Source organism: Brenneria rubrifaciens (genome assembly GCF_005484945.1).
Taxonomy (GTDB): Bacteria; Pseudomonadota; Gammaproteobacteria; order Enterobacterales; family Enterobacteriaceae; genus Brenneria; species Brenneria rubrifaciens.
This window is the reverse complement of the sequence record NZ_CP034035.1, coordinates 3,642,287-3,662,915: the sequence shown is the minus strand read 5'-3', so window position 1 is coordinate 3,662,915 and position 20,629 is coordinate 3,642,287. Positions and strand designations below refer to the sequence as shown.

At 49.1% G+C, this 20,629-nt stretch carries 14 protein-coding genes, 3 tRNA genes, 1 rRNA gene, 7 pseudogenes and 1 other annotated feature; of the genes and pseudogenes, 16 read left to right on the top strand and 9 right to left on the bottom strand.

Features of this window, described 5'->3' with window-relative positions; all coding sequences use genetic code 11:
* The first annotated feature begins 86 nt into the window (after positions 1-86).
* Together rrf and EH207_RS16340 are read left to right on the top strand one after the other, a co-directional pair.
* A 5S ribosomal RNA gene (gene rrf / locus EH207_RS16345) occupies positions 87-202 on the top strand.
* Between the two features lie 51 nt (positions 203-253).
* A tRNA-Asp gene (locus EH207_RS16340) sits at positions 254-330 on the top strand.
* Positions 331-460: 130 nt separating this feature from the next.
* On the opposite strand, the pseudogene EH207_RS16335 reads toward EH207_RS16340, so the two are convergent.
* Positions 461-1,270: pseudogene (locus tag EH207_RS16335) on the bottom strand (IS4 family transposase); the annotation flags it as partial.
* Positions 1,271-1,347: 77 nt separating this feature from the next.
* Between EH207_RS16335 and EH207_RS16330 the strand changes: the two are divergent.
* Positions 1,348-2,380 (top strand): annotated as a pseudogene (locus tag EH207_RS16330) (IS110 family RNA-guided transposase).
* A 240-nt stretch (positions 2,381-2,620) separates the two neighbouring features.
* On the opposite strand, the pseudogene EH207_RS16325 reads toward EH207_RS16330, so the two are convergent.
* Together EH207_RS16325 and EH207_RS16315 are read right to left on the bottom strand one after the other, a co-directional pair.
* A pseudogene (locus EH207_RS16325) lies at positions 2,621-2,905 on the bottom strand (integrase core domain-containing protein); the annotation flags it as partial.
* Between the two features lie 138 nt (positions 2,906-3,043).
* Positions 3,044-3,949, bottom strand: a pseudogene (locus tag EH207_RS16315) (transposase).
* Positions 3,580-3,696: a sequence feature (AL1L pseudoknot), on the bottom strand. (Overlaps the previous pseudogene by 117 nt.)
* Before the next feature lie 898 nt (positions 3,950-4,847).
* Between EH207_RS16315 and EH207_RS16310 the strand changes: the two are divergent.
* Complete coding sequence (locus EH207_RS16310; protein ID WP_137714933.1) at positions 4,848-5,636, top strand: endonuclease/exonuclease/phosphatase family protein; 789 nt, start codon at positions 4,848-4,850, stop codon at positions 5,634-5,636.
* Between the two features lie 56 nt (positions 5,637-5,692).
* Here EH207_RS16310 and mltD read toward each other — a convergent pair whose 3' ends face one another.
* Together mltD and gloB are read right to left on the bottom strand one after the other, a co-directional pair.
* Positions 5,693-7,078: a murein transglycosylase D gene (gene mltD / locus EH207_RS16305; protein ID WP_137714932.1), complete on the bottom strand. Its 1,386-nt coding sequence runs from the start codon at positions 7,076-7,078 to the stop codon at positions 5,693-5,695.
* 70 nt (positions 7,079-7,148) lie between these two features.
* Complete coding sequence (gloB, locus tag EH207_RS16300; RefSeq protein ID WP_137714931.1) at positions 7,149-7,904, bottom strand: hydroxyacylglutathione hydrolase; 756 nt, start codon at positions 7,902-7,904, stop codon at positions 7,149-7,151.
* A gap of 43 nt (positions 7,905-7,947) precedes the next feature.
* On the opposite strand from gloB, the gene EH207_RS16295 reads away from it, so the two are divergent.
* Positions 7,948-8,658 carry a class I SAM-dependent methyltransferase gene (locus EH207_RS16295; RefSeq protein WP_137714930.1) on the top strand — a complete coding sequence of 237 codons (711 nt, stop codon included), beginning with the start codon at positions 7,948-7,950 and terminating at the stop codon, positions 8,656-8,658.
* A 10-nt stretch (positions 8,659-8,668) separates the two neighbouring features.
* Here the strand turns inward: EH207_RS16295 and rnhA are convergent, their stop codons facing one another.
* The gene (gene rnhA / locus EH207_RS16290; RefSeq protein ID WP_137714929.1) at positions 8,669-9,133 is read right to left on the bottom strand and encodes a ribonuclease HI; all 465 of its coding nucleotides are present in this window, start codon (positions 9,131-9,133) and stop codon (positions 8,669-8,671) included.
* Positions 9,134-9,187: 54 nt separating this feature from the next.
* Here rnhA and dnaQ point away from each other — a divergent pair, with 54 nt between their 5' ends.
* The 4 genes and pseudogenes from dnaQ to EH207_RS16270 all read left to right on the top strand — a co-directional run.
* Positions 9,188-9,925, top strand: coding sequence for a DNA polymerase III subunit epsilon (dnaQ, locus tag EH207_RS16285; protein ID WP_137714928.1), 738 nt, complete (start codon positions 9,188-9,190; stop codon positions 9,923-9,925).
* A gap of 126 nt (positions 9,926-10,051) precedes the next feature.
* Positions 10,052-10,128, top strand: a tRNA-Asp gene (locus EH207_RS16280).
* 10 nt (positions 10,129-10,138) lie between these two features.
* Positions 10,139-10,214 (top strand) — tRNA-Trp (locus EH207_RS16275).
* A gap of 293 nt (positions 10,215-10,507) precedes the next feature.
* Positions 10,508-10,794: pseudogene (locus tag EH207_RS16270) on the top strand (helix-turn-helix domain-containing protein); the annotation flags it as partial.
* Positions 10,795-10,884: 90 nt separating this feature from the next.
* On the opposite strand, the pseudogene EH207_RS16265 reads toward EH207_RS16270, so the two are convergent.
* Positions 10,885-11,108, bottom strand: a pseudogene (locus EH207_RS16265) (IS110 family transposase); the annotation flags it as partial.
* 8 nt (positions 11,109-11,116) lie between these two features.
* On the opposite strand from EH207_RS16265, the pseudogene EH207_RS16260 reads away from it, so the two are divergent.
* A pseudogene (locus tag EH207_RS16260) lies at positions 11,117-11,760 on the top strand (IS630 family transposase); the annotation flags it as partial.
* Positions 11,761-12,313: 553 nt separating this feature from the next.
* Here EH207_RS16260 and hdfR read toward each other — a convergent pair.
* Entirely contained in the window at positions 12,314-13,141 is an 828-nt protein-coding gene (gene hdfR, locus EH207_RS16255; protein ID WP_137714927.1) for an HTH-type transcriptional regulator HdfR, read from the bottom strand.
* Positions 13,142-13,260: 119 nt separating this feature from the next.
* Between hdfR and EH207_RS16250 the strand changes: the two genes are divergently transcribed.
* Complete coding sequence (locus EH207_RS16250) at positions 13,261-13,599, top strand: MaoP family protein (protein ID WP_137714926.1); 339 nt, start codon at positions 13,261-13,263, stop codon at positions 13,597-13,599.
* Positions 13,600-13,688: 89 nt separating this feature from the next.
* Here the strand turns inward: EH207_RS16250 and EH207_RS16245 are convergent, their stop codons facing one another.
* Positions 13,689-15,215: a YifB family Mg chelatase-like AAA ATPase gene (locus EH207_RS16245; RefSeq protein WP_137714925.1), complete on the bottom strand. Its 1,527-nt coding sequence runs from the start codon at positions 15,213-15,215 to the stop codon at positions 13,689-13,691.
* Between the two features lie 354 nt (positions 15,216-15,569).
* On the opposite strand from EH207_RS16245, the gene ilvL reads away from it, so the two are divergent.
* From ilvL to ilvD, 5 genes are all read left to right on the top strand, one after another.
* On the top strand, positions 15,570-15,668 hold the full coding sequence (gene ilvL, locus EH207_RS16240; protein ID WP_137714924.1) for an ilv operon leader peptide: 99 nt from the start codon (positions 15,570-15,572) through the stop codon (positions 15,666-15,668).
* Positions 15,669-15,810: 142 nt separating this feature from the next.
* Positions 15,811-17,457: an acetolactate synthase 2 catalytic subunit gene (gene ilvG / locus EH207_RS16235; RefSeq protein WP_137714923.1), complete on the top strand. Its 1,647-nt coding sequence runs from the start codon at positions 15,811-15,813 to the stop codon at positions 17,455-17,457.
* Positions 17,458-17,492: 35 nt separating this feature from the next.
* Entirely contained in the window at positions 17,493-17,753 is a 261-nt protein-coding gene (gene ilvM, locus EH207_RS16230) for an acetolactate synthase 2 small subunit (RefSeq protein WP_137714922.1), read from the top strand.
* 24 nt (positions 17,754-17,777) lie between these two features.
* On the top strand, positions 17,778-18,704 hold the full coding sequence (locus tag EH207_RS16225) for a branched-chain amino acid transaminase (protein ID WP_137714921.1): 927 nt from the start codon (positions 17,778-17,780) through the stop codon (positions 18,702-18,704).
* 72 nt (positions 18,705-18,776) lie between these two features.
* Positions 18,777-20,627 carry a dihydroxy-acid dehydratase gene (gene ilvD / locus EH207_RS16220; RefSeq protein ID WP_137714920.1) on the top strand — a complete coding sequence of 617 codons (1,851 nt, stop codon included), beginning with the start codon at positions 18,777-18,779 and terminating at the stop codon, positions 20,625-20,627.
* Positions 20,628-20,629 lie beyond the last annotated feature (2 nt).

Here is a 20,629-nt window from a genome sequence, read left to right as displayed (position 1 = left end):
GAAGAGATAGTCAGCTTGTTCCGTGATAGGTTCTGGTGGTTGTGCGAGAGGAAAGGCGCATGACGGTCGGGACGGAAAAGAATTTGCCTGGCGGCGATAGCGCGGTGGTCCCACCTGACCCCATGCCGAACTCAGCAGTGAAACGCCGTAGCGCCGATGGTAGTGTGGGGTCTCCCCATGTGAGAGTAGGGAACTGCCAGGCATCAAATCAAGCGGTAAACCAGAGTTGTTCTGGTGTATTAAGAAATTCGGTGGAGCGGTAGTTCAGTCGGTTAGAATACCTGCCTGTCACGCAGGGGGTCGCGGGTTCGAGTCCCGTCCGTTCCGCCACTTACCTATTCCGGGATGTTCCTATACATCTCTGGATGAATGAAAACCGTATCGCTGTCAAAGGCATACGGTTTTTTTTCGTCTCTGTGATACCCCCGGCATAGCGCTGAGGGATCCCCATAAATCAGCGCTAATAAACCAACACCATATTTCGGTAGGTTTTGGCGAGGTCGTTAAGAACGGTGCTTAGCACCGTTCTCCTTAGTATTAGCGGGGAGTGTCGTAAGACATTCTCCGCTAATGTCAGATACGAGATTACCCGCCGCGATTTAATGCTATTGGCCTGGTATCTCAGATGTAATCCTTTATTTTCAACATGATAGCCTATCAGCCACAAGACTATTGTGCTTAGTGATGCCCGCAGGCTTAGGACCAGAAGACGCCCTGCTGAACGGCTATAGCTGGCACGTAAACCGAACCCAAAACGCTCACTTTTTTCATCCCGGAAGTTTTGTTCTATCTGCATCCGACGGCTGTATAATTTCATGACTTCACGTGGCTTAAAGTCATCCGCGCTACTGAATATCAGCCAGGGTTTTTTTGCCGCTTTTTGGGCATCCCGAACCTGAGATTTACGATGGATCCGACACCGGGAATGTTTATGTTTACGCTTCCGGGATGGTTTTTTGTGAAGATAAAAGTGTCCGTTACAGCGTGCATATTCTGTACGCCCCAGAGTACCAGACCCGAGATATACCGGCCGTGTGCCTGATTTAATAAGAGAATGTCTTTCTTCTTTTATATCAGTGATATCATGCCAGCATTCACCGGTTTTCTGGAGCCTGAACTTTACCCTGCCCCGGATACGGCCAATAAAATCCCAGCCCAGCCATTTTACATGGCTGAACCAGGCATTCTGAAAGCCAGCATCAGTGACGATAAGTACTCTGGACTTCGGGTTTACTGCTTCGGCAAGCGCATCACGAAACGCTTTTTGTAGTGATGTGATGGACGCCCCTTCCTAAAGTAGTCAGTGCCATACTTTTACTGACTTCATTAATCTGGGAGTAACATCACATGAACACGATCAGAGTTGTTGGTATCGATATTGCCAAATCTGTTTTTCAGGTCTGTGTCTGGATGAATGATGGTTCTGTTGCCTGGAACAGAAAAATATCGCGTCAGAAATTGCTGGATACGCTCCGCCGGTTTGAACCGGGTACGCTAATCGCGATGGAGGCCTGTTCAACCTCTCATTACTGGGGTCGAACCCTCAGTGCTATGGGATTCAGCGTAAGGGTTATCCCCGCCCAGCATGTAAAAGCCTTTGTCAGAAGCCAGAAGAACGATGCAAACGATGCGCTGGCGATTTGTGAAACAGCATGCCGCCCGGGCATCCACTTTGTTCCGGTCAAAACCACGGAGCAGCAGGATATCAAAGCGCTGCGCAATACCCGCCAATTTATGGTTGAGCAGAGAACCGGGCTGGCTAACCAGATTCGTTCTCTGCTCGCTGAATATGACTTCACCATTCCTGTCGGGATCCAGTGTCTTCAGCAGCAACTGCCTGAACTTATTGAAGAGGCATCCAATGGCTTAACTTTCACGCTTCGCCGTTTACTTTCTTCATTGCAGGAAGATATGCAGGCATTAAATGAACGAATTGCCAGTCTGGACAGCGAAATTGCAGGGTTGTCATCACAACAAATCGCATACCGTCATTTATTAACAATCCCGGGTGTAGGTCCGCTGATTGCAGCAGCGTTTCTCAGCGAAGTTGATGCCGTAGTTCTCCAGTGGGCGGGAGTTATCGGCGTGGTGTGGCCTGGTTCCTCGCCAGCACAGTTCGGGCGGAAAACAGCGGCTATCTTCCGTGACGAAAAATGGAAACCGAAGTCTGAGAACTCTCATTATCCATGGTGCCCGGGCAGTAATGCGATGTGCAAAAAAGCGTGATGACAATCTGGGGCGATGGTTGCAAAAACTTGAAGCCCGCCGTGGATTTCTGAAAACAACTGTCGCGCTGGCAAATAAACTGACCAGGATTATATGGCGCGTACTTTTTGACTTGGTTGATTTTAATATGAATAAGGCATTTTCCATGAATTAACCCAATACGAGACTGACAGAAAAAATGTACCACTGAGTTTGCAGGCACTGATGAGAAAACGGCTACCGTCCCTGTAACAGCCTGAAGTTGACCTGGGTAACCAAATACCGGTGTAGTGATTAGGAAACAGGGCTCGGATAACATCATGGCGCAGGTCATTGAACCTACTGACGACGCCGGATATATGGTCGCAAACCGCATCGAACCAGTACTTGCATCACCCGGGGCGTCCATATATGGTCAACTAAAACTGACCACGGGTTTAGAGTTTTTCCAGAACCGATTTTCCGATTCGTTTGGGGGTAATCCACCGTTATAGTCGTGTGGTCTGATCGTACTGTAATATCCCACGATATAATCCGTTATAGATCGGGCTGCTTCGCTGAAGTTCTCGTACCCCATTACCGGCACCCATTCATTTTTCAGACTTCTGAAGAAGCGTTCCATCGGACTGTTATCCCAGCAGTTTCCGCGCCGACTCATACTCTGCTTTATCCGGTAACGCCACAGTAGCTGACGGAACTGAACCGTACCGAGTTTCCTGGAGACTAAACTCTCAGTGGAAGGCGATCCTAAATAAAATCAAAATCAGCAAACCGTTATCCGCCAGAGCTACGTGAATGAACCGCCCCGGTTTTCTTGGAGAGGGTTAAAGCAGGACGCTCAGGCTGCCAGATTGTTACATTTTCTGGAAGCATAATATGCTTTCTCGGCTTCCACTGGTGGTATGTGACCGATGCGTTCGAGCAACCGTCGATTGTTGTACCAGTCCACCCACGCCAGCGTTGCCAACTCCACTTCTGCCTGATTTTTCCAGCTTTTACGGTGTATGCAGCTTTGTAAAGGCCGTTGATACTCTCGGCCAGAGCATTATCGTAGGAGTCCACCAAAGTTGATTGGGGCACTCTGCCACGAACTGACGGTTTACCCGCTCTGCTGCCGCCGCTGTTTTGCGGCTGATCGTAGTCCTGATGACCTTGCCACGGAGTACGCCCCGCAGGCCCATCATTTTCATCAGACGCTCCACCGTACATCGTGCAACGCTGAAGCCCTCGCGGAGCAACTTTTCGTGCCCCGTAAACACGGTAATTTTCTTCATAAACGCGTTTTATCTCCAGGCTGATCTGAGCATCACGCTTTTCTCGTTAGCGACATTTTTCGGGGTGCTGCCGGCGTTGCTGATGCCAGTAATATGTCGACGGGGCAATATCTAGCTCGCGACATACCGGCCCGACCCCGTGCGTACCACTCAGAAGTTCCATAAGTGGCATTATTTTTTCCAGTGGCGGTCGAGCTCCGCCTGCGCAAAATAAGCAGAGGCCTGACGCAATATGTCATTGCTTCGGCGGAGTTCCCGATTTTCACGCTCCAGTTCTTTTAAACGCCAGCGTTCATCAACAGTCAGTCTCCCATATCGTCAAAATTTCTGGGGGAAACATCGCCATGGGTATCAGTTCTGTGCTGTCGCAGTCAGGCCCGCAAGGTATCGTAATGACAGCCAATTTTTGATGAGATGGCGCGAATGGCATCCGGCTCGGAGTCATATTCAGCGCGGTGTTCAAGAATCATCCTGACGGCACGTTCACGTAGCTCTGGCGGATAACGGTTTGCTGATTTTGATTTTATTTAGGATCGCCTTCCACTGAGAGTTTAGTCTCCAGAAAACCCGGTACGGTTCATTCCTTTTATCTGGCAGGGTCAAGCGCAGCAAGCCGATGCATAGCGAAACGGTTAATAAGGCGTTGCATCGCATGGGCCTAGGAGGAGAACTGGTATCACACGGTTTTCGGACGCTGGGCAGTAGTACGACGATGAGAGTCTGGGCTTTCGGCGGATGTGATTGAAGTTGTGTTGGCGCACTCCGTTACCAACCAGACGCGGGTTGCCTATAATCGCTCAACCTATCTGACGCAGCGCGTTGAAGTTATGGCGTGGTGGGGGGCAAAAAGTTGATGAGTCGGTACGGTCGGTAATGCTATAGCGATATTTATCCAGTTAGGGCGATCCGTTGTTGATATGGATCGCCTTTTATTTTCGAAGACAATATTTTCTTGATGCGGCAGTGTCAGCAACACTGATACAAGACCGAAAACCAGTCGGTTGAGTGTTGTCATATTTCCCCCATTGGAACGCTGGCTGTGGTAGATAGTGGGGAGAGGCTAAAATGCATCTTTAAACAACCACAACAAAGAGGGTGAGGTTTTCGGATGTCGATTCATTATTGTCTTTGTCCTTTTAACAAAAATGAAATGATATTTTGGCGATTTGATCATTTGGCCATGACTGGGTAATGACCGCTATCGACTGCGTTAGGTTGATTTTAATTCTCTATTTTAAAAGATTATTTTTTTATTTCTCTTACTTAACGACAGGCATGCATTGAAAGTCTGCTATAAAATCCCTATAACAGAAGAATACCTCTGCTTAAGTTGTTGCATTGGCATACTGAATTTATAGCAGGCGAGGCGTGCGAAAAAAAACCTATGCGATGAGATATGTTGCTGGCCAACCAGCAGAGCGTATCTTCCCACCCCGGAAAATGTTTCCTCTGGAACAGGCGCTACAAACCGGTCCGTTGCTGCTGGAACATGATGTTTTGCGTGTAATGGTGTGGAACATCTTCAAGCAGCAAAAGATGAACTGGCTTTCTGTTTTGCAGAATTTTGGTAGAAATACCCAGTTGGTTCTATTGCAGGAGGCACAGAGCACGCCAGAACTTATCCGTTTTGCAACGTCTAACTATCTTTCTACCGATCAGGTCCCCGCTGTTGTTTTGCCACAACATCCCTCTGGGGTGATGACGTTATCGGCTGCTCAGCCTATATATTGCTGCCCGCTTCGTGAAAGAGAACCGTTACTGCGCTTATCTAAGTCCGCGCTAGTGACTGTGTATTTGTTGCATGATGGCCGACAACTGATGGTTATCAATATTCATGCAGTAAATTTCAGTTTCGGTGTTGAAGTCTACAGTAAACAGCTAGAGGCTATTGGCGAGCAGCTTACGCATCATCGAGGCCCGGTTATTATGGCGGGGGATTTTAATGCCTGGAGCCAACCTCGCAGTAATGCACTTTATCGCTTTGCTAAACGTATGACATTGCAAGAAGTCGGTTTTGTTGACGATCATCGTCGCAAAGCGTTTGGGCGGCCTCTGGACTTTGTGTTCTATCGTGAGTTGGACGTTGTTCAATCTTCAATACTGGTGACGCAGGCATCAGATCATAATCCTTTGCTGGTCGAATTTCAGCTTGGATGATTTGCTGATAAGTAGCGAAAAAAAACCGCCTAAAAAAAGCGGTTTTTGTGCACGATTTAAGAGTCAGGCTTTGTGCCATTGCTGATATAAAGCGTCAGTCTGTCACCTGGCTGAATATTGGCATTCTTGTTGACAACCGTATTCCAGCGCATGACATCCTCAATATTTACACCGTGGCGCTTGGCAATGCTGGCAAGTGAATCACCTTTACGTACCTGATAGGTGATTGAATCGCCTTTATTGCTGCTGCTGACGCTGTTGTTAGACACTGTTGCAATTTGCAGCGTCTGGCCAATCTTGAGTGTGCTTGCGCTACGTAGATTATTCCAGCTTTGCAAATCCTTGGTGCTCACATTCAGCCGTGCCGCAATTGCCGATAGCGTATCGCCGGAACGAACCTTATACTGCGATCCTGACGTTGACTGCGCCAAGCGGGTTGGCTGGATCGCGGCGATGTCACCATCAGCCAGCGAAACTTTCAACTGCTCGACATGCGCTTTCGGAACCATTATGTAATGCGGGCCATTTGGCGCGGTTACACCGCGTTTGTAGCCCGGATTGTAGCTCTTTAGCGTGGTCAACGACAGCCCAGCCATTTCTGCGGCCTGCGTCAATTGCATTTGTTGGCCAACGTCTACTCTGGCCAATGCGCGGCTTTCGTTAGGTTGGGGCAGGTTAACGCCGTATTTTTTGCTATTCTTAAGAATATCGCTCAGAGCCAGCATTTTTGGAACATAGACTGATGTTTCCCGTGGTAACGCCAATGCCCAGAAATCGGTTGATTTACCTTTTGCTCTATTCGCTCTAATCGCCTGTATAACGCGGCCTTCACCACTGTTATAGGCAGCGACCGTCAATAGCCAGTTACCGTCGAACATGGTGTTAAGACGCTGCATTATATCCAGTGCTGCGGTAGTGGAAGCAACAACGTCACGACGTCCGTCATACCATTGGTTTTGTTTCAAACCATAATTACGCCCCGTGCCAGGAATTATCTGCCATAGCCCTGCGGCGTTGGCGGATGATGTGGCGTGAGGGTTAAAAGCGCTCTCCACTATGGGTAGCAGTACCAGTTCCATCGGCATATTACGCTGCTTTATCTGCTCGACAATCCAGTACATGTACGGCTCTGCCCGTAATGTTACATCGTGGAGATAGCTCTTATTCTTTAAATAACGTTTTTTTTGCTCGCGGACCCGGGCGTTATCCGGAACCTCCATCTTCAGTTCGTCGCCAATGAAGCTCCACAGATCTCGTTGCGCGAAGCTATCATCATCCAGCCATCGCGCCGAGGTCTCTCGACCACCTGTATACTTTTCTGTTTCACTTTGACTTGCCGAAGACAAACTCTGTGCATGCTGTTTTGGTTGAGAGGTATCATGAGGTGAAACCTGACAACCGACTAGCAAGACTGAGGCGAATATCATCGCTTTAGCCTTCATATATATATCAATGGTTGCTTAAAAGACGAGCAATAATACTTTGATTAGTGGATTAGCACAACCTGTACCTTTAGAAGGCGTCTTTCTTACTGCGTAACAGAGCAAAAACTTCCCAATCATCTATAGTTTCAGGTTCTGATGATATTTTTCTCTTTAAATCAATATCATGACACCTTAAGAATAGGTTTATTTTTCGCTCCACCCCCAGTGTTGTCGGTAAAGTAGATTGTAATTTTTCTCGTATCTGCCTGATTTTATAAAGAGAAGCCTTAATAGTGGGTTCTTCTGGCCAGATTGCATGAGCAAACTCTAAATTTGAGAGTGTGTATTCATGTGCGCAACAAATCAGAGTATCGTCAGGTAGGTTGGATATTTTATTAACAGATTCAAACATTTGTTTTGGCGTGCCTTCAAAGATCCTGCCGCATCCGGCGGAAAAAAGGGTATCGCCGCAGAATAAAAACGGATGACTATAGTATGCAATGTGACCAATTGTATGGCCTGGAACGCCGAGTATGGAAAATTCCGAATTTAACAATTTGATGGTTTTTCCGGCATCAACAATGGCGGTTACGCCACTTTTGACAGTTTCTGGAGGGCCAATAACGGGCAGATTTGTATACTGCTCGGCAATTCTGCTGACGCCACCAACATGATCTTTATGGTGGTGTGTGAGTAAAATGGCTTCGGGAGACAACTGGTATTCATTCAGCGCTTTCAACACCGGTTCTGCTTCGCCGGGATCGACAATCACGCAGTGTTTCTCTTTATTACTCAATAGCCAAATGTAGTTGTCCTGAAGGGCAGGAATACTGATAAGATTCATTGATGACCTCGTTTTGATATCAGCCTGAGGAAGATAATAGAACATGAAGCCAGCGCAAACACCTCAGACTCTGATTACTCCTAGTTCATGGGATAATATCACCTGTGGTCAATACTATCGTGAATCACTCGAACAGGCATTATTACCCTGGTGGCCGAAACTATTTGGTTTCCATCTGCTCAAGATAGGGCAATTGAGTGCAGAAATTACGGTGAGCGAATGTTCGATTTCGCATCAGGTCAACGTTGGGCCCTGTGGTAATAATTTGCAGATTATTGCCGACCCTCATCAGTTACCCTTTTCTGAGAAGTCAGTTGATGTGTGTTTACTGGCTCAAACGCTGTCTTATTCCTCGGATCCGCACCGAGTATTACGCGAAGTCGATCGGGTGTTGATCGATGATGGTTGGATAATATTGAGCGGTTTCAATCCGATCAGTTTTGTGGGGCTGGGTAAACTGATACCAGGACTAAACAAACGGGAGCCTTATTGCAGTCGGATGTTTACGCAAATGCGGATAATGGACTGGCTTAGTTTACTGAACTACGAGGTAGTACACCAAACCAGCTTTCAAGTGACGCCGTGGCGAAGAAATAAGGGAAAATTGAATAAGCATTTTCCGGTCTTTGGCTGCATGACATTGTTTGTGGCGCGCAAAAGGACGATTCCGCTGATTGCTACGCCGATGCGCGCCAAATTACGTAAGGCACCTCTGCGCCACACGGTCGGCGCAACGAAAATCTATCGGCGTTGAAGGAAGAGTGTTATTCGGGTTTATAACCAGCGTCATCGAGTGTTGGCGCACTGGCGGCGCTACGTGCAAGTTCGTCACAGCGTTCATTTTCAGGGTGTCCGGCATGTCCCTTTACCCACTCCCAGCGCAGCGTATGGTGTTGAATCGCCAGATCAAGACGCTGCCAGAGATCAACATTTTTTACCGGTTTTTTATCTGCGGTTTTCCAGCCGCGTTTTTTCCAGTTATGAATCCAACTGGTGATCCCTTGCCGGACATACTGGCTGTCGGTACTCAGCATCACTTCACACGGAGAGGTTAACGTTTCAAGTGCAACGATGGCCGCCATCAGTTCCATCCTGTTGTTGGTGGTTAATCGATAGCCTGCACTTAATGTTTTTTCGTGCTGCTTATAACGCAACAGAACACCATAACCGCCTGGGCCCGGATTCCCCAGACAAGAACCATCGGTGAAAATTTCTACCTGTTTAAGCATCTCTGGTAGACTCTCCCTTATGTTAAAATGGGAAGTCTGACATAAACGAAAACGATGAGCACTGAAATTACGCGACAAATCGTCCTGGATACTGAAACCACCGGTATGAACAAACTGGGGGTTCACTATGAAGGACACAAAATTATCGAGATTGGCGCCGTTGAGGTTATCAACCGTCGTCTAACCGGCCGCCATTTTCACGTTTATATCAAACCCGATCGGTTAGTCGATCCCGAAGCCTATAACGTACACGGTATCAGTGATGAGTTTCTGGCGGACAAGCCAACTTACGCCGACATTGCCGATGATTTTCTCGATTTTATCCGTGGTGCCGAACTCGTTATCCACAACGCGATGTTTGATATCGGCTTTATGGACTACGAGTTCCGAATGTTGAATCGGGATATTGCAAAGACGGAAACGTTCTGTAAGATCACTGATAGCCTATTGATGGCGCGTAAGATATTCCCAGGTAAACGCAACAGCTTGGATGCGCTATGCGATCGTTATCAGATAGATAACAGCAAACGAACGCTGCACGGCGCATTACTCGATGCCGAAATACTGGCGGAAGTCTATCTGGCGATGACCGGTGGCCAAACGTCACTGGCATTTTTAGTGGAAGGCGAAACGCAGCGACAGGAAAATGAGAACGAATCGATACAGCGCATAACGCGTCCCGCATCAGTATTGAAAGTGCTTTATGCGAATGAAGAAGAATTATATGCACATGAACAGCGTTTGGATCTGATCACGAAGAAGGGGGGCAACTGCCTGTGGCGCAGCGAGTAGCTCTCCAGCGGTAACGGAATCATCGTCAAGATGAAATTATGAGCAGACAGAATTGGTTAGTTATAAAAATCATTGACGTATTAGCATCGTCATCTTAGTATTCACCGCGCTTAACGAGCACAGAGTGGAGCGGTAGTTCAGTCGGTTAGAATACCTGCCTGTCACGCAGGGGGTCGCGGGTTCGAGTCCCGTCCGTTCCGCCACCTTAATTATAGGGGCGTAGTTCAATTGGTAGAGCACCGGTCTCCAAAACCGGGTGTTGGGAGTTCGAGTCTCTCCGCCCCTGCCAGATAAAAACCCTTCACTTTCTCGTGAAGGGTTTTTTTCATCTCTGTTGTCTCTTTTCTCAATTTTTACTCACACTTCTGCCCTGTAATCAAATACTCGACAGTGTTAATGCGCCATCCTTTGACCATGTGTACGAAGGCAAGGTGCCGGGATTAAATCCGGGTTCACAGATAAAAGTCGCGTTTCTATTGATGGAGTTCCTGATATTTCCTATAGCGGGTATTGTCACCCGCTCTAGCCGTGATCATCGAAGATACTTGATTTTATGTATTTAAGGAGATCATGCTTTCCAGCATGAAAATATTTATCACTGATGAGCAAAAAATCGAACTTGAACGCCTGCACGACACCACGCGTAGTAATGGCCGTGTTCGTGACGCATCAAAGCCGTTCTTCTCGCATCTGAAGGCTGGAGTTCGGCCATGATAGCGCAGGCTCTGCGGCTTTTTGAAACCTCCATAAACCGCCATATCAGTGATTACCTTAACGACCGCAGGCTGAAATCCGAAAACGGCGGCTCTGACGGCATGCTCAGTGCTGAACAGACAGAAAGTTTACTCACGCATTTGTCTCTGAATTTGTTGTCAACGCCAAGATTTATGACCGTTTTTCGCCATTTTAATGCACGCTTCATGCCCTGAGACATTCGACAAGCTTGTTTAAGGCTTCAGTCAGGGCGAATTTCGCTCTTTAAGTGGCAGTAAATATTTCTTTTCGTCGTAGCGAGTTCTGGTCTTCTAGCAGCAGTAAATGATCCTTATCCACTTGAACGCCAGAGCCCGGATCGATGCGATTTTCCTTTTTCTCGCTGTCCCTGATAATACAGTTTGGTCCAGTATGATGAGTTAACCGTTTAGGCAGTCCATTCCGCGAACGTCTGTCTGACAAACTTGGCAGGATAACGGTTTCACCTACAAGAAACCGTCAGGCATTCCTCATAAATTCAGGGAGGGAAAACATAAGCAGTTCATTGAATATTATGCGAATTTAAAAAAACGCTGGTGATGAACCGATTCTGTTTCTGGATGCTGTCCATTCGACACAGGCGACCAAACTCAATTATGGATGGATAGCAAAAGATCATAAAAAGGCAGTAGAAACAACGGGAAGCCGTACCCGCCTGAATATTCCGGGCGCGATGAATCTGAACGATATCGTCGGTACGGTCATTCATGCCTATAAAACCATTAATGACTACAATGTTGCTCATTTTTTCAATGAGATACGAAAAATAACCCAAACTACCGAGATAAAGTCCACGTCATTCTGGACGGAGCGGGTTATCACCGACCCCGTTGATTAAAGACTGTGCCTTTGGAGTGAATATAGAACTTCACTATTTACCGTTCTACAGTCCGAGTCTGAACGCGATAGAGCGCTTGTCGAAAGTGATGAATGAGCATGCGCGGAATAATCGCTATTTTGAAAACACTCGCGAATTACGAGATGCGATATTCAATTTTTTCTCAACCACGCTGCCAGAAATAGCAGGTTCCCTAACGTCCCGAATTCACGATCGTGTTCAGGTGCTTAAACCTGCATCTTAATGTTTATTGGGTAGATGACTTTTATGTTAATAGCTATTCTGGCCTATAGGTTGGCCCAGGCCGGATGAAAGCATTTGCAAGCGTTTATCGTCGTTCAGCGGGAGAAATATATTTTTTTAGGGGGCAATTAATACAACCGATGCCGCACACGTATAATTATTAGGTATTGGTACGGTTTATCAGGAAGTGAATTTATTACCAAATTTGTCTATCGCAGCGAGTTTATTTATTGGCTGTAAACCAACCCGATTTAATTATTGTCAATTAAAAAACATGATCAGGATTGTTTCCATTGCAAAGGCAATAGATCTTTTTGCCAAAGTGCCTTTTGGGGACTATCTATAATAGTTACGCCATCGAATGACGGTATTACTCAGTGGCAAGCTAGTTCGATCTTGCTGTATTTCCTAAGAAGATCGTTGGTTTAACTGGCTACTTGGACAATTATCAGGTTTGATTATGGTGGACATAGGTTGTCATCGGACTCCTTATCGGTTTACAAAAGGCATTAAGCACGTCCTGGTTAGCCAAACGTGCCTAAGCGAAGTGCTGTCTACGTCGATATGGCAATCGGTGTTTTGAGCAACTGTCGGATCAGCGTCTGCTGATCACTATTTTGCAGCCAGACGGCATAAAATGGCCGCACCACGGGCGGTGTATCGTTTAATGCTTTCAGATGAGGATAGGTTTGTAGCCAGTGGCTGGGCAGAAACGCGCAGCCCCCCGTGGTCAGCAGTAACTGGCGTGTAAGATGCGCAGACGTGGTGGTGAGCACGGGAAGTTGATCGCTGGGTAACAGTCGACTTTCTTGCTGATGAAAATCAGCGCCCCATTCCAGCTTGATATAGGGTAACTCCTGAGTGCTCTCGTTTTCTGCGGATATGAAGAGAGAGAGTGAAAAATTTCCCAAAAGTTGGCTAGCCAGCTCTTCCATTTTTGGTTGTTCTGTCGTGATCAACAGGTCCAACTGCCGTTCATGAAGCTGCTTTACCAACGAATGACGCAGTGCGATACGTGCTTCCAACTGTAACAAAGGCCGTTGCTGATAAAGTGACTGTAACCACGGTGTCAGATATGCCTCCCACAGTGAGGCAGTGGCGCCGACTGAGAGGAGGCTGTGCTGTTGCGAACGCGCGACCTCTTTTTTGGCAATCTGCCAGGTGCCTATCAGACTTTCCGCATAGGGTAGAAGCCGCTCTCCCGCTGGCGTTAAACGGATATTGTTACGATGACGGGTAAATAAATTTGCACCAAGCTGTGTCTCTAACTGACGAATACGGAAACTCACCGCCGACTGTGTTAGATAAAGTGATTCTGCGGCGCGGCCAAAGTGTCTTGTCCTGCTGACTTCCAGAAAGGTTTTGAGTAATTCGGTATCCACGCCTATCTCCAAAAAATTTTGTCGTAATGATTTAAATGTTTTGTTTTACACAATGTCAAGCCTATCTAATACTCCGCGCCATAAACAACGCGACCATAGAAGAATTAGGAGCGTGTAAGATGGCGGAAAGCTTCTCTACCAATAATCGTTTTTTTGATAACAAGTTTTACCCACGTGGTTTTTCCCGGCACGGCGACTTTACAATTAAAGAAGCACAATTGTTGGAACGCCACGGCCATGCTTTTAACGAACTTGATCTGGGTAAACGCGAACCTATTACCGAGGAAGAAGTACAGTTTGTTGAGATGTGCCGTGGCGAGCGTAAGGCTGAGACGGACATGGAAAAAATATGGTCTAAATATCTGGATCGAATCCGTCGTCCTAAACGTTTTCATACATTGTCCGGCGGTAAACCGCAAATGGACGCGGTCGAAGAATATACCGAAAGTGACGATTAATCGGAGTAGGGTAAAAAGCCCCATTTTTTACGCCTTTTTGTAGGGGTAGCTATTTTACCCGACTTAAGTCTGCCCGCGGTGTCGATTTCTTATTCAAGATTCTTGTGTAGTTGTATGAGCAACCGATCCATACATCGGTAGCTAAGCGCTTCGGCGAGATGCCTTTTATGAATATTTTCCTGATCGCTGAGGTCGGCAATGGTACGAGCAACTCTTAATATTCTGTGCCAGGCACGTACTGATAGCCCCAACTTGCTCATCACGTCTTCCAGATAAGCGGCGTCTTCCGCTTTCAAACGACAGTATTTCTCAATTTCATTTGGTTTCAGCCTTGCGTTGATTGTGTTTGCCCGGAGGATTTGTTTCTGCCTTGCAACCCGCACCCGTTCCCTGACGATGGTGCTGCTTTCCCCCTGAGCGCTTTGCTGCCGTAAGATGCCAGGCGGCAAGAGTGGCACTTCAATGGAGATATCAAAGCGATCCAGAAACGGGCCGGAGAGTTTGCTGAGATAGCGTAAAATCTGCTGTGCCGGAAGACGATTATGTACCCCTTGGTAATGGCCTGAAGGACTTGGGTTCATGGCGGCAACAAGCTGAACCCGCGCGGGGTAGCAAACTTTGGCACGCGTACGGGAAATAATGATTTCCCCCGACTCCAGCGGTTCTCGCAATGAATCTAAAACCCGTCTCTCGAACTCTGGAAGTTCATCCAGAAACAGGACGCCATTGTGCGCAAGAGAAATCTCTCCCGGTTTAGGGAGCGATCCGCCACCGACGAGCGCTGCCATTGAGGTGCTATGATGCGGCGCCCTGAACGGTCGGGCACGCCAGTGCTTCATGGCCGCATCGATATTGATCAAACTGTTTATCGCTGCGCTTTCCAGTGCTTCTTCATCGCTCAGGGGCGGCATCAGGTTGCCTAATCGGCTGGCCAGCATGGTTTTTCCCGTACCGGGTGGGCCAAGCAACAACAGGTTGTGGCCACCAGCTGCGGCGATCTCCAACGCCCGTTTTGCTTGTTCTTGACCAATAATATCTTTCAGATCCGATGTGTCATCCTCGGTCACCGTCTCCAATGGAGTGTCACGGCCGTCGAGTAACACGTCTTTGCCCTGCAAGAAAGCGCAAACCTGTAGCAGATGCCCGGCCATCAGCGACTCCCCCTGGGGGATCAGGGCCATTTCCTGTTTATTGTCTTCAGGTAAAATCAACTGACGACCAGATTTTATGGCTTCCAGCGCTGCCGGAATAGCGCCGTTTACTCCACGTAATGTGCCTGAGAGGCCCAACTCGCCAAGAAACTCATACTGGCTGAGTTTCGCCCCATCAATCTGTTCTGAGGCCGCCAGAATAGCCAGAGCAATAGGGAGATCATAACGCCCGCCTTCTTTGGGAAGATCGGCTGGCGCAAGATTCACTGTTATTCGCTTGGCGGGAAACGTAAAGCCACAGTTAATCAGCGCGCTGCGTACACGGTCACGCGCCTCTTTCACGGTGGTTTCCGGCAACCCCACAAGGGTTAACGCGGGTAATCCACTGCTGAGGTGCACTTCAATGCACACATCGGGTGCCTCTACGCCTATCATTGCCCGTGTATAGGTAACCGCCAGTGACATGTTCTTCTCTCCTTGTGAATGGCGGCATGATGCGCCATCGTTGTTCCTGAGGGGAGTGTGACGTGATGAATTTGCGAAGTGGATGCGAGGAAAAGTGTCTTGTCTCATTGACTTGCTACATTAGTACGAGCCACTTTGCGATTTTCGATGGTAAGGGGAAGCGCTTCGCGGGTTTTTGCCGGGCTTCGGTGAAAATAAGCGGATGTCTGTTTACTCTATGATTAGGCTATACATTTTTAATGTTTATCCGCCGCTGATTAGCATTAATCATGTAAAAATGGTTGTCATCCTATACCTGACTGTGATAACTCTGTAGGCATCCGTTCGACAGTAGATTATTGAACAACCTAATTTATGAAATCCTTCTCCTTGGTGATTAGCCTAGTCGTGATTAGCGTGGTGGTGATTATTATCCCACCGTGCGGGGCAGCACTTGGACGAAGAATGGCTTAAAAATCAAGCCCGAATTCAAGAAAACCCCCGCACCGCAAGGTCGGGGGTTTTTTTGTTGGGTGCAAATATACAACGTAAGGGAACAGCGAATGATTGGCAGCATAAAATTCTGTTATTTCAATAAGAGCTCGGAGAAATAACTATGAATGGAGCTCAGTGGGTGGTACAAGCATTGCGAGCGCAGGGAGTGGAAACTGTCTTTGGTTATCCAGGGGGCGCAATAATGCCTGTCTATGATGCGCTTTATGACGGCGGCGTAAAACACCTGCTGTGTCGCCATGAGCAGGGCGCGGCAATGGCGGCGATCGGCTATGCCCGTGCAACCGGAAAGGTTGGCGTCTGTATCGCCACATCAGGTCCTGGAGCAACCAATCTGATCACCGGTCTGGCTGATGCTTTGCTGGATTCTGTTCCCGTCGTGGCTATCACCGGTCAGGTTGGTTCGGCGCTGATTGGTACGGATGCTTTTCAGGAGATCGATGTTTTAGGTTTGTCTCTGGCCTGTACGAAGCACAGCTTTTTGGTTGAGTCACTGGCGTCGTTGCCTGAAGTCATGGCCGAGGCGTTTGCCATTGCCAGCAGCGGTCGTCCCGGCCCGGTGTTGGTGGATATTCCAAAGGACATACAACTGGCCATCGGGGATTTCACACCGAACTTTGCCCCTGTCGATAACGATATTGATTTTCCGGATCAGGATATCGCGTCGGCCCGCGACATGCTGTCGCGGGCGAAAAAGCCGGTTCTGTATATCGGCGGCGGGGTCGGTATGGCGCAGGCGGTGCCCGCCCTGCGTGAGTTCCTGGCGGTGACCGGTATGCCTTCGGCCGTTACGTTGAAGGGACTGGGCGCGGTTGACGCTGATCATCCTTACTACCTGGGCATGATCGGGATGCACGGCACGAAAGCCGCTAACCTGATGGTGCAGCAATGTGATCTGTTGGTTGCCGTCGGCGCGCGTTTTGACGACCGTGTCACCGGTAAGTTGAGCGCCTTTGCGCCCCAAGCCAGGGTGATTCACATGGATATCGACCCGGCCGAACTGAGTAAATTGCGTCAAGCTAATGTGGCGTTGCAGGGTGACCTGAACGCGCTGTTACCCGCGCTGCAACAATCCCTGAATATTGCCGAATGGCAACAGCACGCGTCGATGATGAAATCGGAGTATCCGTGGCGTTATGACCATCCAGGGCAGTCTATTTATGCGCCGGCTTTGCTGAAGGCTATTTCCGATCGTATGGATAAAGAAACCGTGGTGACGACAGATGTGGGCCAGCATCAGATGTGGGCGGCTCAGCATATGACATTCAGCCGGCCGGAAAATTTCATCACCTCCAGCGGTCTGGGCACCATGGGGTTCGGAGTGCCTGCCGCCGTCGGCGCGCAGGTTGCCCGTCCTGAAGACAAGGTGATCTGTATCTCGGGCGACGGTTCATTTATGATGAATGTTCAGGAACTGGGCACCATCAAGCGAAAACGCCTGCCGCTGAAAATCGTTTTGCTGGATAACCAACGGTTAGGCATGGTGAGACAGTGGCAGCAGTTGTTTTTTGATGAGCGCTATAGTGAAACCGACCTCTCCGATAACCCTGATTTCCTGACGTTGGCAAGTGCGTTTGATATCCCCGGCCAACGTATCACCCGTAAAGATCAGATTGATGTTGCATTGGGTGCCCTGTTCAACAGCGAAGGGCCTTACTTACTGCATGTCTCCATTGATGAATACGAAAATGTCTGGCCTCTCGTTCCACCCGGTGCCGGTAATGAAACGATGTTGGATAAAACCGAGTAATTGCGGGCTAATAAATAAGTGCTGGAGAAAACAGAATGACACACCATCAACTTTCTATTCAGGCGCGCTTCCGTCCTGAGGTTCTGGAGCGTGTATTACGCGTTACCCGCCATCGCGGTTTTAAAGTCTGCGCCATGAACATGGTGCACACGACGAATAACGAACATATTAATATTGAACTGACCGTTGCCAGCCATCGTCCGGTAGATCTATTGTCGGCACAATTGAGTAAATTACTCGATATTTCCTGTGTCGACATCCAACCAATGACAGCGACACAGCAGATCAGTGCTTAACGTGCAAGGTAAGGAAAATAAAAAATGACGAAGAAAGCTGACTATATTTGGTTCAACGGCGAGATGGTTCCGTGGGCGGAAGCGAAAGTACATGTGATGTCTCACGCCTTGCATTATGGTACTTCGGTGTTTGAAGGCGTGCGTTGCTATAGCTCGCACAGAGGCCCGGTGGTGTTCCGCCACCGCGAGCATATGCAGCGTTTGCACGATTCGGCAAAAATCTATCGGATGCCGGTACAGCAAAGCGTAGATGAACTGATGGAAGCCTGTCGTGAAACGCTACGTAAAAATAACCTGACCAGCGCGTACATTCGTCCGCTGATATTTGTCGGTGATGTCGGCATGGGCGTTAACCCGCCAGACGACTATAAAACCGACGTTATCATTGCCGCTTTCCCGTGGGGGGCTTATCTGGGTGAGGACGCCCTGGATCAGGGGATTGATGCCATGGTGTCGTCCTGGCACCGTGTGGCGGCGAATACCATTCCTACCGCTGCGAAAGCGGGCGGTAATTACCTTTCCTCGTTGCTGGTAGGAAGCGAAGCCCGTCGGCACGGCTATCAGGAAGGGATTGCGCTGGACGTGCATGGCTATGTGTCAGAGGGCGCGGGTGAAAACCTGTTTGAAGTGAAAGACGGCATCATCTTCACGCCGCCGTTTACCTCTTCCGCACTGCCGGGTATTACGCGTGACGCCATCATCAAACTGGCAAAAGATTTAGGCTTTGAAATTCGTGAGCAGGTGCTGTCACGTGAATCGCTCTATCTGGCCGATGAAGTGTTTATGTCCGGCACCGCGGCGGAAATCACGCCAGTCCGCAGCGTTGACGGTATTCAGGTGGGTATTGGTAAATGTGGCCCGGTCACGAAAAAATTACAGCAGGCGTTCTTTGGCCTGTTCACCGGTGAGACGGAAGATAAATGGGGCTGGCTTGATCCAGTAACCCGTTAATTAATACAAATAAAATCAGGCGATGGTTCGTTGCGTCATCGCCCATTAAGCGATTATTGGAGTAATAAGAGCATGCCTAAGTACCGTTCAGCCACAACCACGCACGGCCGTAATATGGCGGGTGCCCGAGCTTTGTGGCGCGCCACCGGGATGACCGATAACGATTTCGGCAAACCTATTATCGCGGTGGTTAATTCATTCACCCAGTTTGTTCCCGGCCATGTGCATTTACGCGATCTGGGAAAACTGGTTGCCGACCAAATTGAAGCGTCCGGCGGCGTAGCAAAAGAATTCAATACGATAGCGGTTGATGATGGTATCGCCATGGGGCATGGCGGTATGCTCTATTCTCTGCCTTCACGTGAGTTAATCGCTGATTCAGTGGAATACATGGTGAATGCGCACTGCGCCGATGCAATGGTGTGCATTTCCAATTGCGACAAAATCACCCCGGGCATGCTGATGGCGTCACTACGCCTGAATATTCCGGTGATTTTCGTTTCCGGCGGGCCGATGGAAGCCGGAAAAACCAAACTGTCCGATCAACTGATCAAACTGGATTTGGTCGATGCGATGATCCAGGGCGCCAATCCGAATGTCAGCGATGCCGACAGCGATCAGATTGAACGTTCCGCCTGTCCGACCTGCGGTTCCTGTTCCGGGATGTTTACCGCCAACTCCATGAATTGCCTGACCGAAGCGTTGGGGTTGTCGCAGCCGGGGAACGGGTCGCTGCTGGCGACGCATACCGATCGTAAGGAACTGTTCCTGAATGCGGGTAAACGCATTGTCAGTCTGGCGAAACGTTATTACGAGCAGGATGACGAAAGCGTGTTGCCGCGCAACATCGCCAATAAAGCCGCATTTGAAAACGCCATGATCCTGGATATTGCGATGGGCGGCTCCACCAATACCGTGCTGCACCTGCTGGCGGCGGCGCAGGAAGGTGACGTCGATTTTACCATGACTGATATTGATCGCCTGTCTCGTCAGGTGCCGCATCTGTGTAAAGTTGCGCCGAGCACGCAGAAATACCATATGGAAGATGTTCACCGCGCAGGCGGGGTGATTGGTATTCTGGGCGAACTGGACAGAGCCGGTCTGTTGAACCGGGATGTGAATAACGTGCTGGGTAAAACCCTGCCGCAAACGCTGGAAGCCTATGACGTCATGTTGACGCAGGACGACGGCGTGAAAAGCATGTATTCCGCTGGCCCTGCGGGGATTCGTACGACTAAGGCGTTTTCGCAAAGCTGCCGTTGGGATTCGTTGGATACCGATCGTCAGGCTGGTTGCATTCGTTCCCGCGAGTTCGCCTACAGTCAGGACGGCGGCCTGGCCGTGCTGTACGGTAACCTGGCGGAAAACGGCTGTATCGTGAAGACGGCGGGTGTGGATGAAGGCAGCTTGGTGTTCCGCGGGCCGGCCAAAGTCTATGAAAGCCAGGATGACGCGGTTGAAGCGATTCTGGGCGGCAAAGTCGTCGCGGGCGATGTCGTTGTGATCCGTTACGAGGGGCCGAAAGGCGGGCCGGGAATGCAGGAAATGCTTTATCCGACTAGTTTTCTGAAGTCGATGGGATTAGGTAAACAGTGCGCGCTGATTACGGATGGCCGTTTTTCCGGCGGAACCTCTGGCTTGTCCATCGGCCACGCGTCGCCGGAAGCGGCAAGCGGCGGTACTATTGGTCTGGTACAAAACGGTGACATGATTGCCATCGATATTCCGAATCGTAGCATTGTGCTGGACGTTGCCGACAATGAGCTCGCCAGCCGTCGCGAAGTGGAAGAGGCAAGGGGCGAACAGGCCTGGACGCCGCATAATCGTGATCGTCAGGTGTCGTTTGCTCTGCGCGCCTATGCGAGTCTGGCGACCAGCGCCGATAAAGGCGCGGTACGAGATAAGAGTAAGCTGGGAGGCTGATT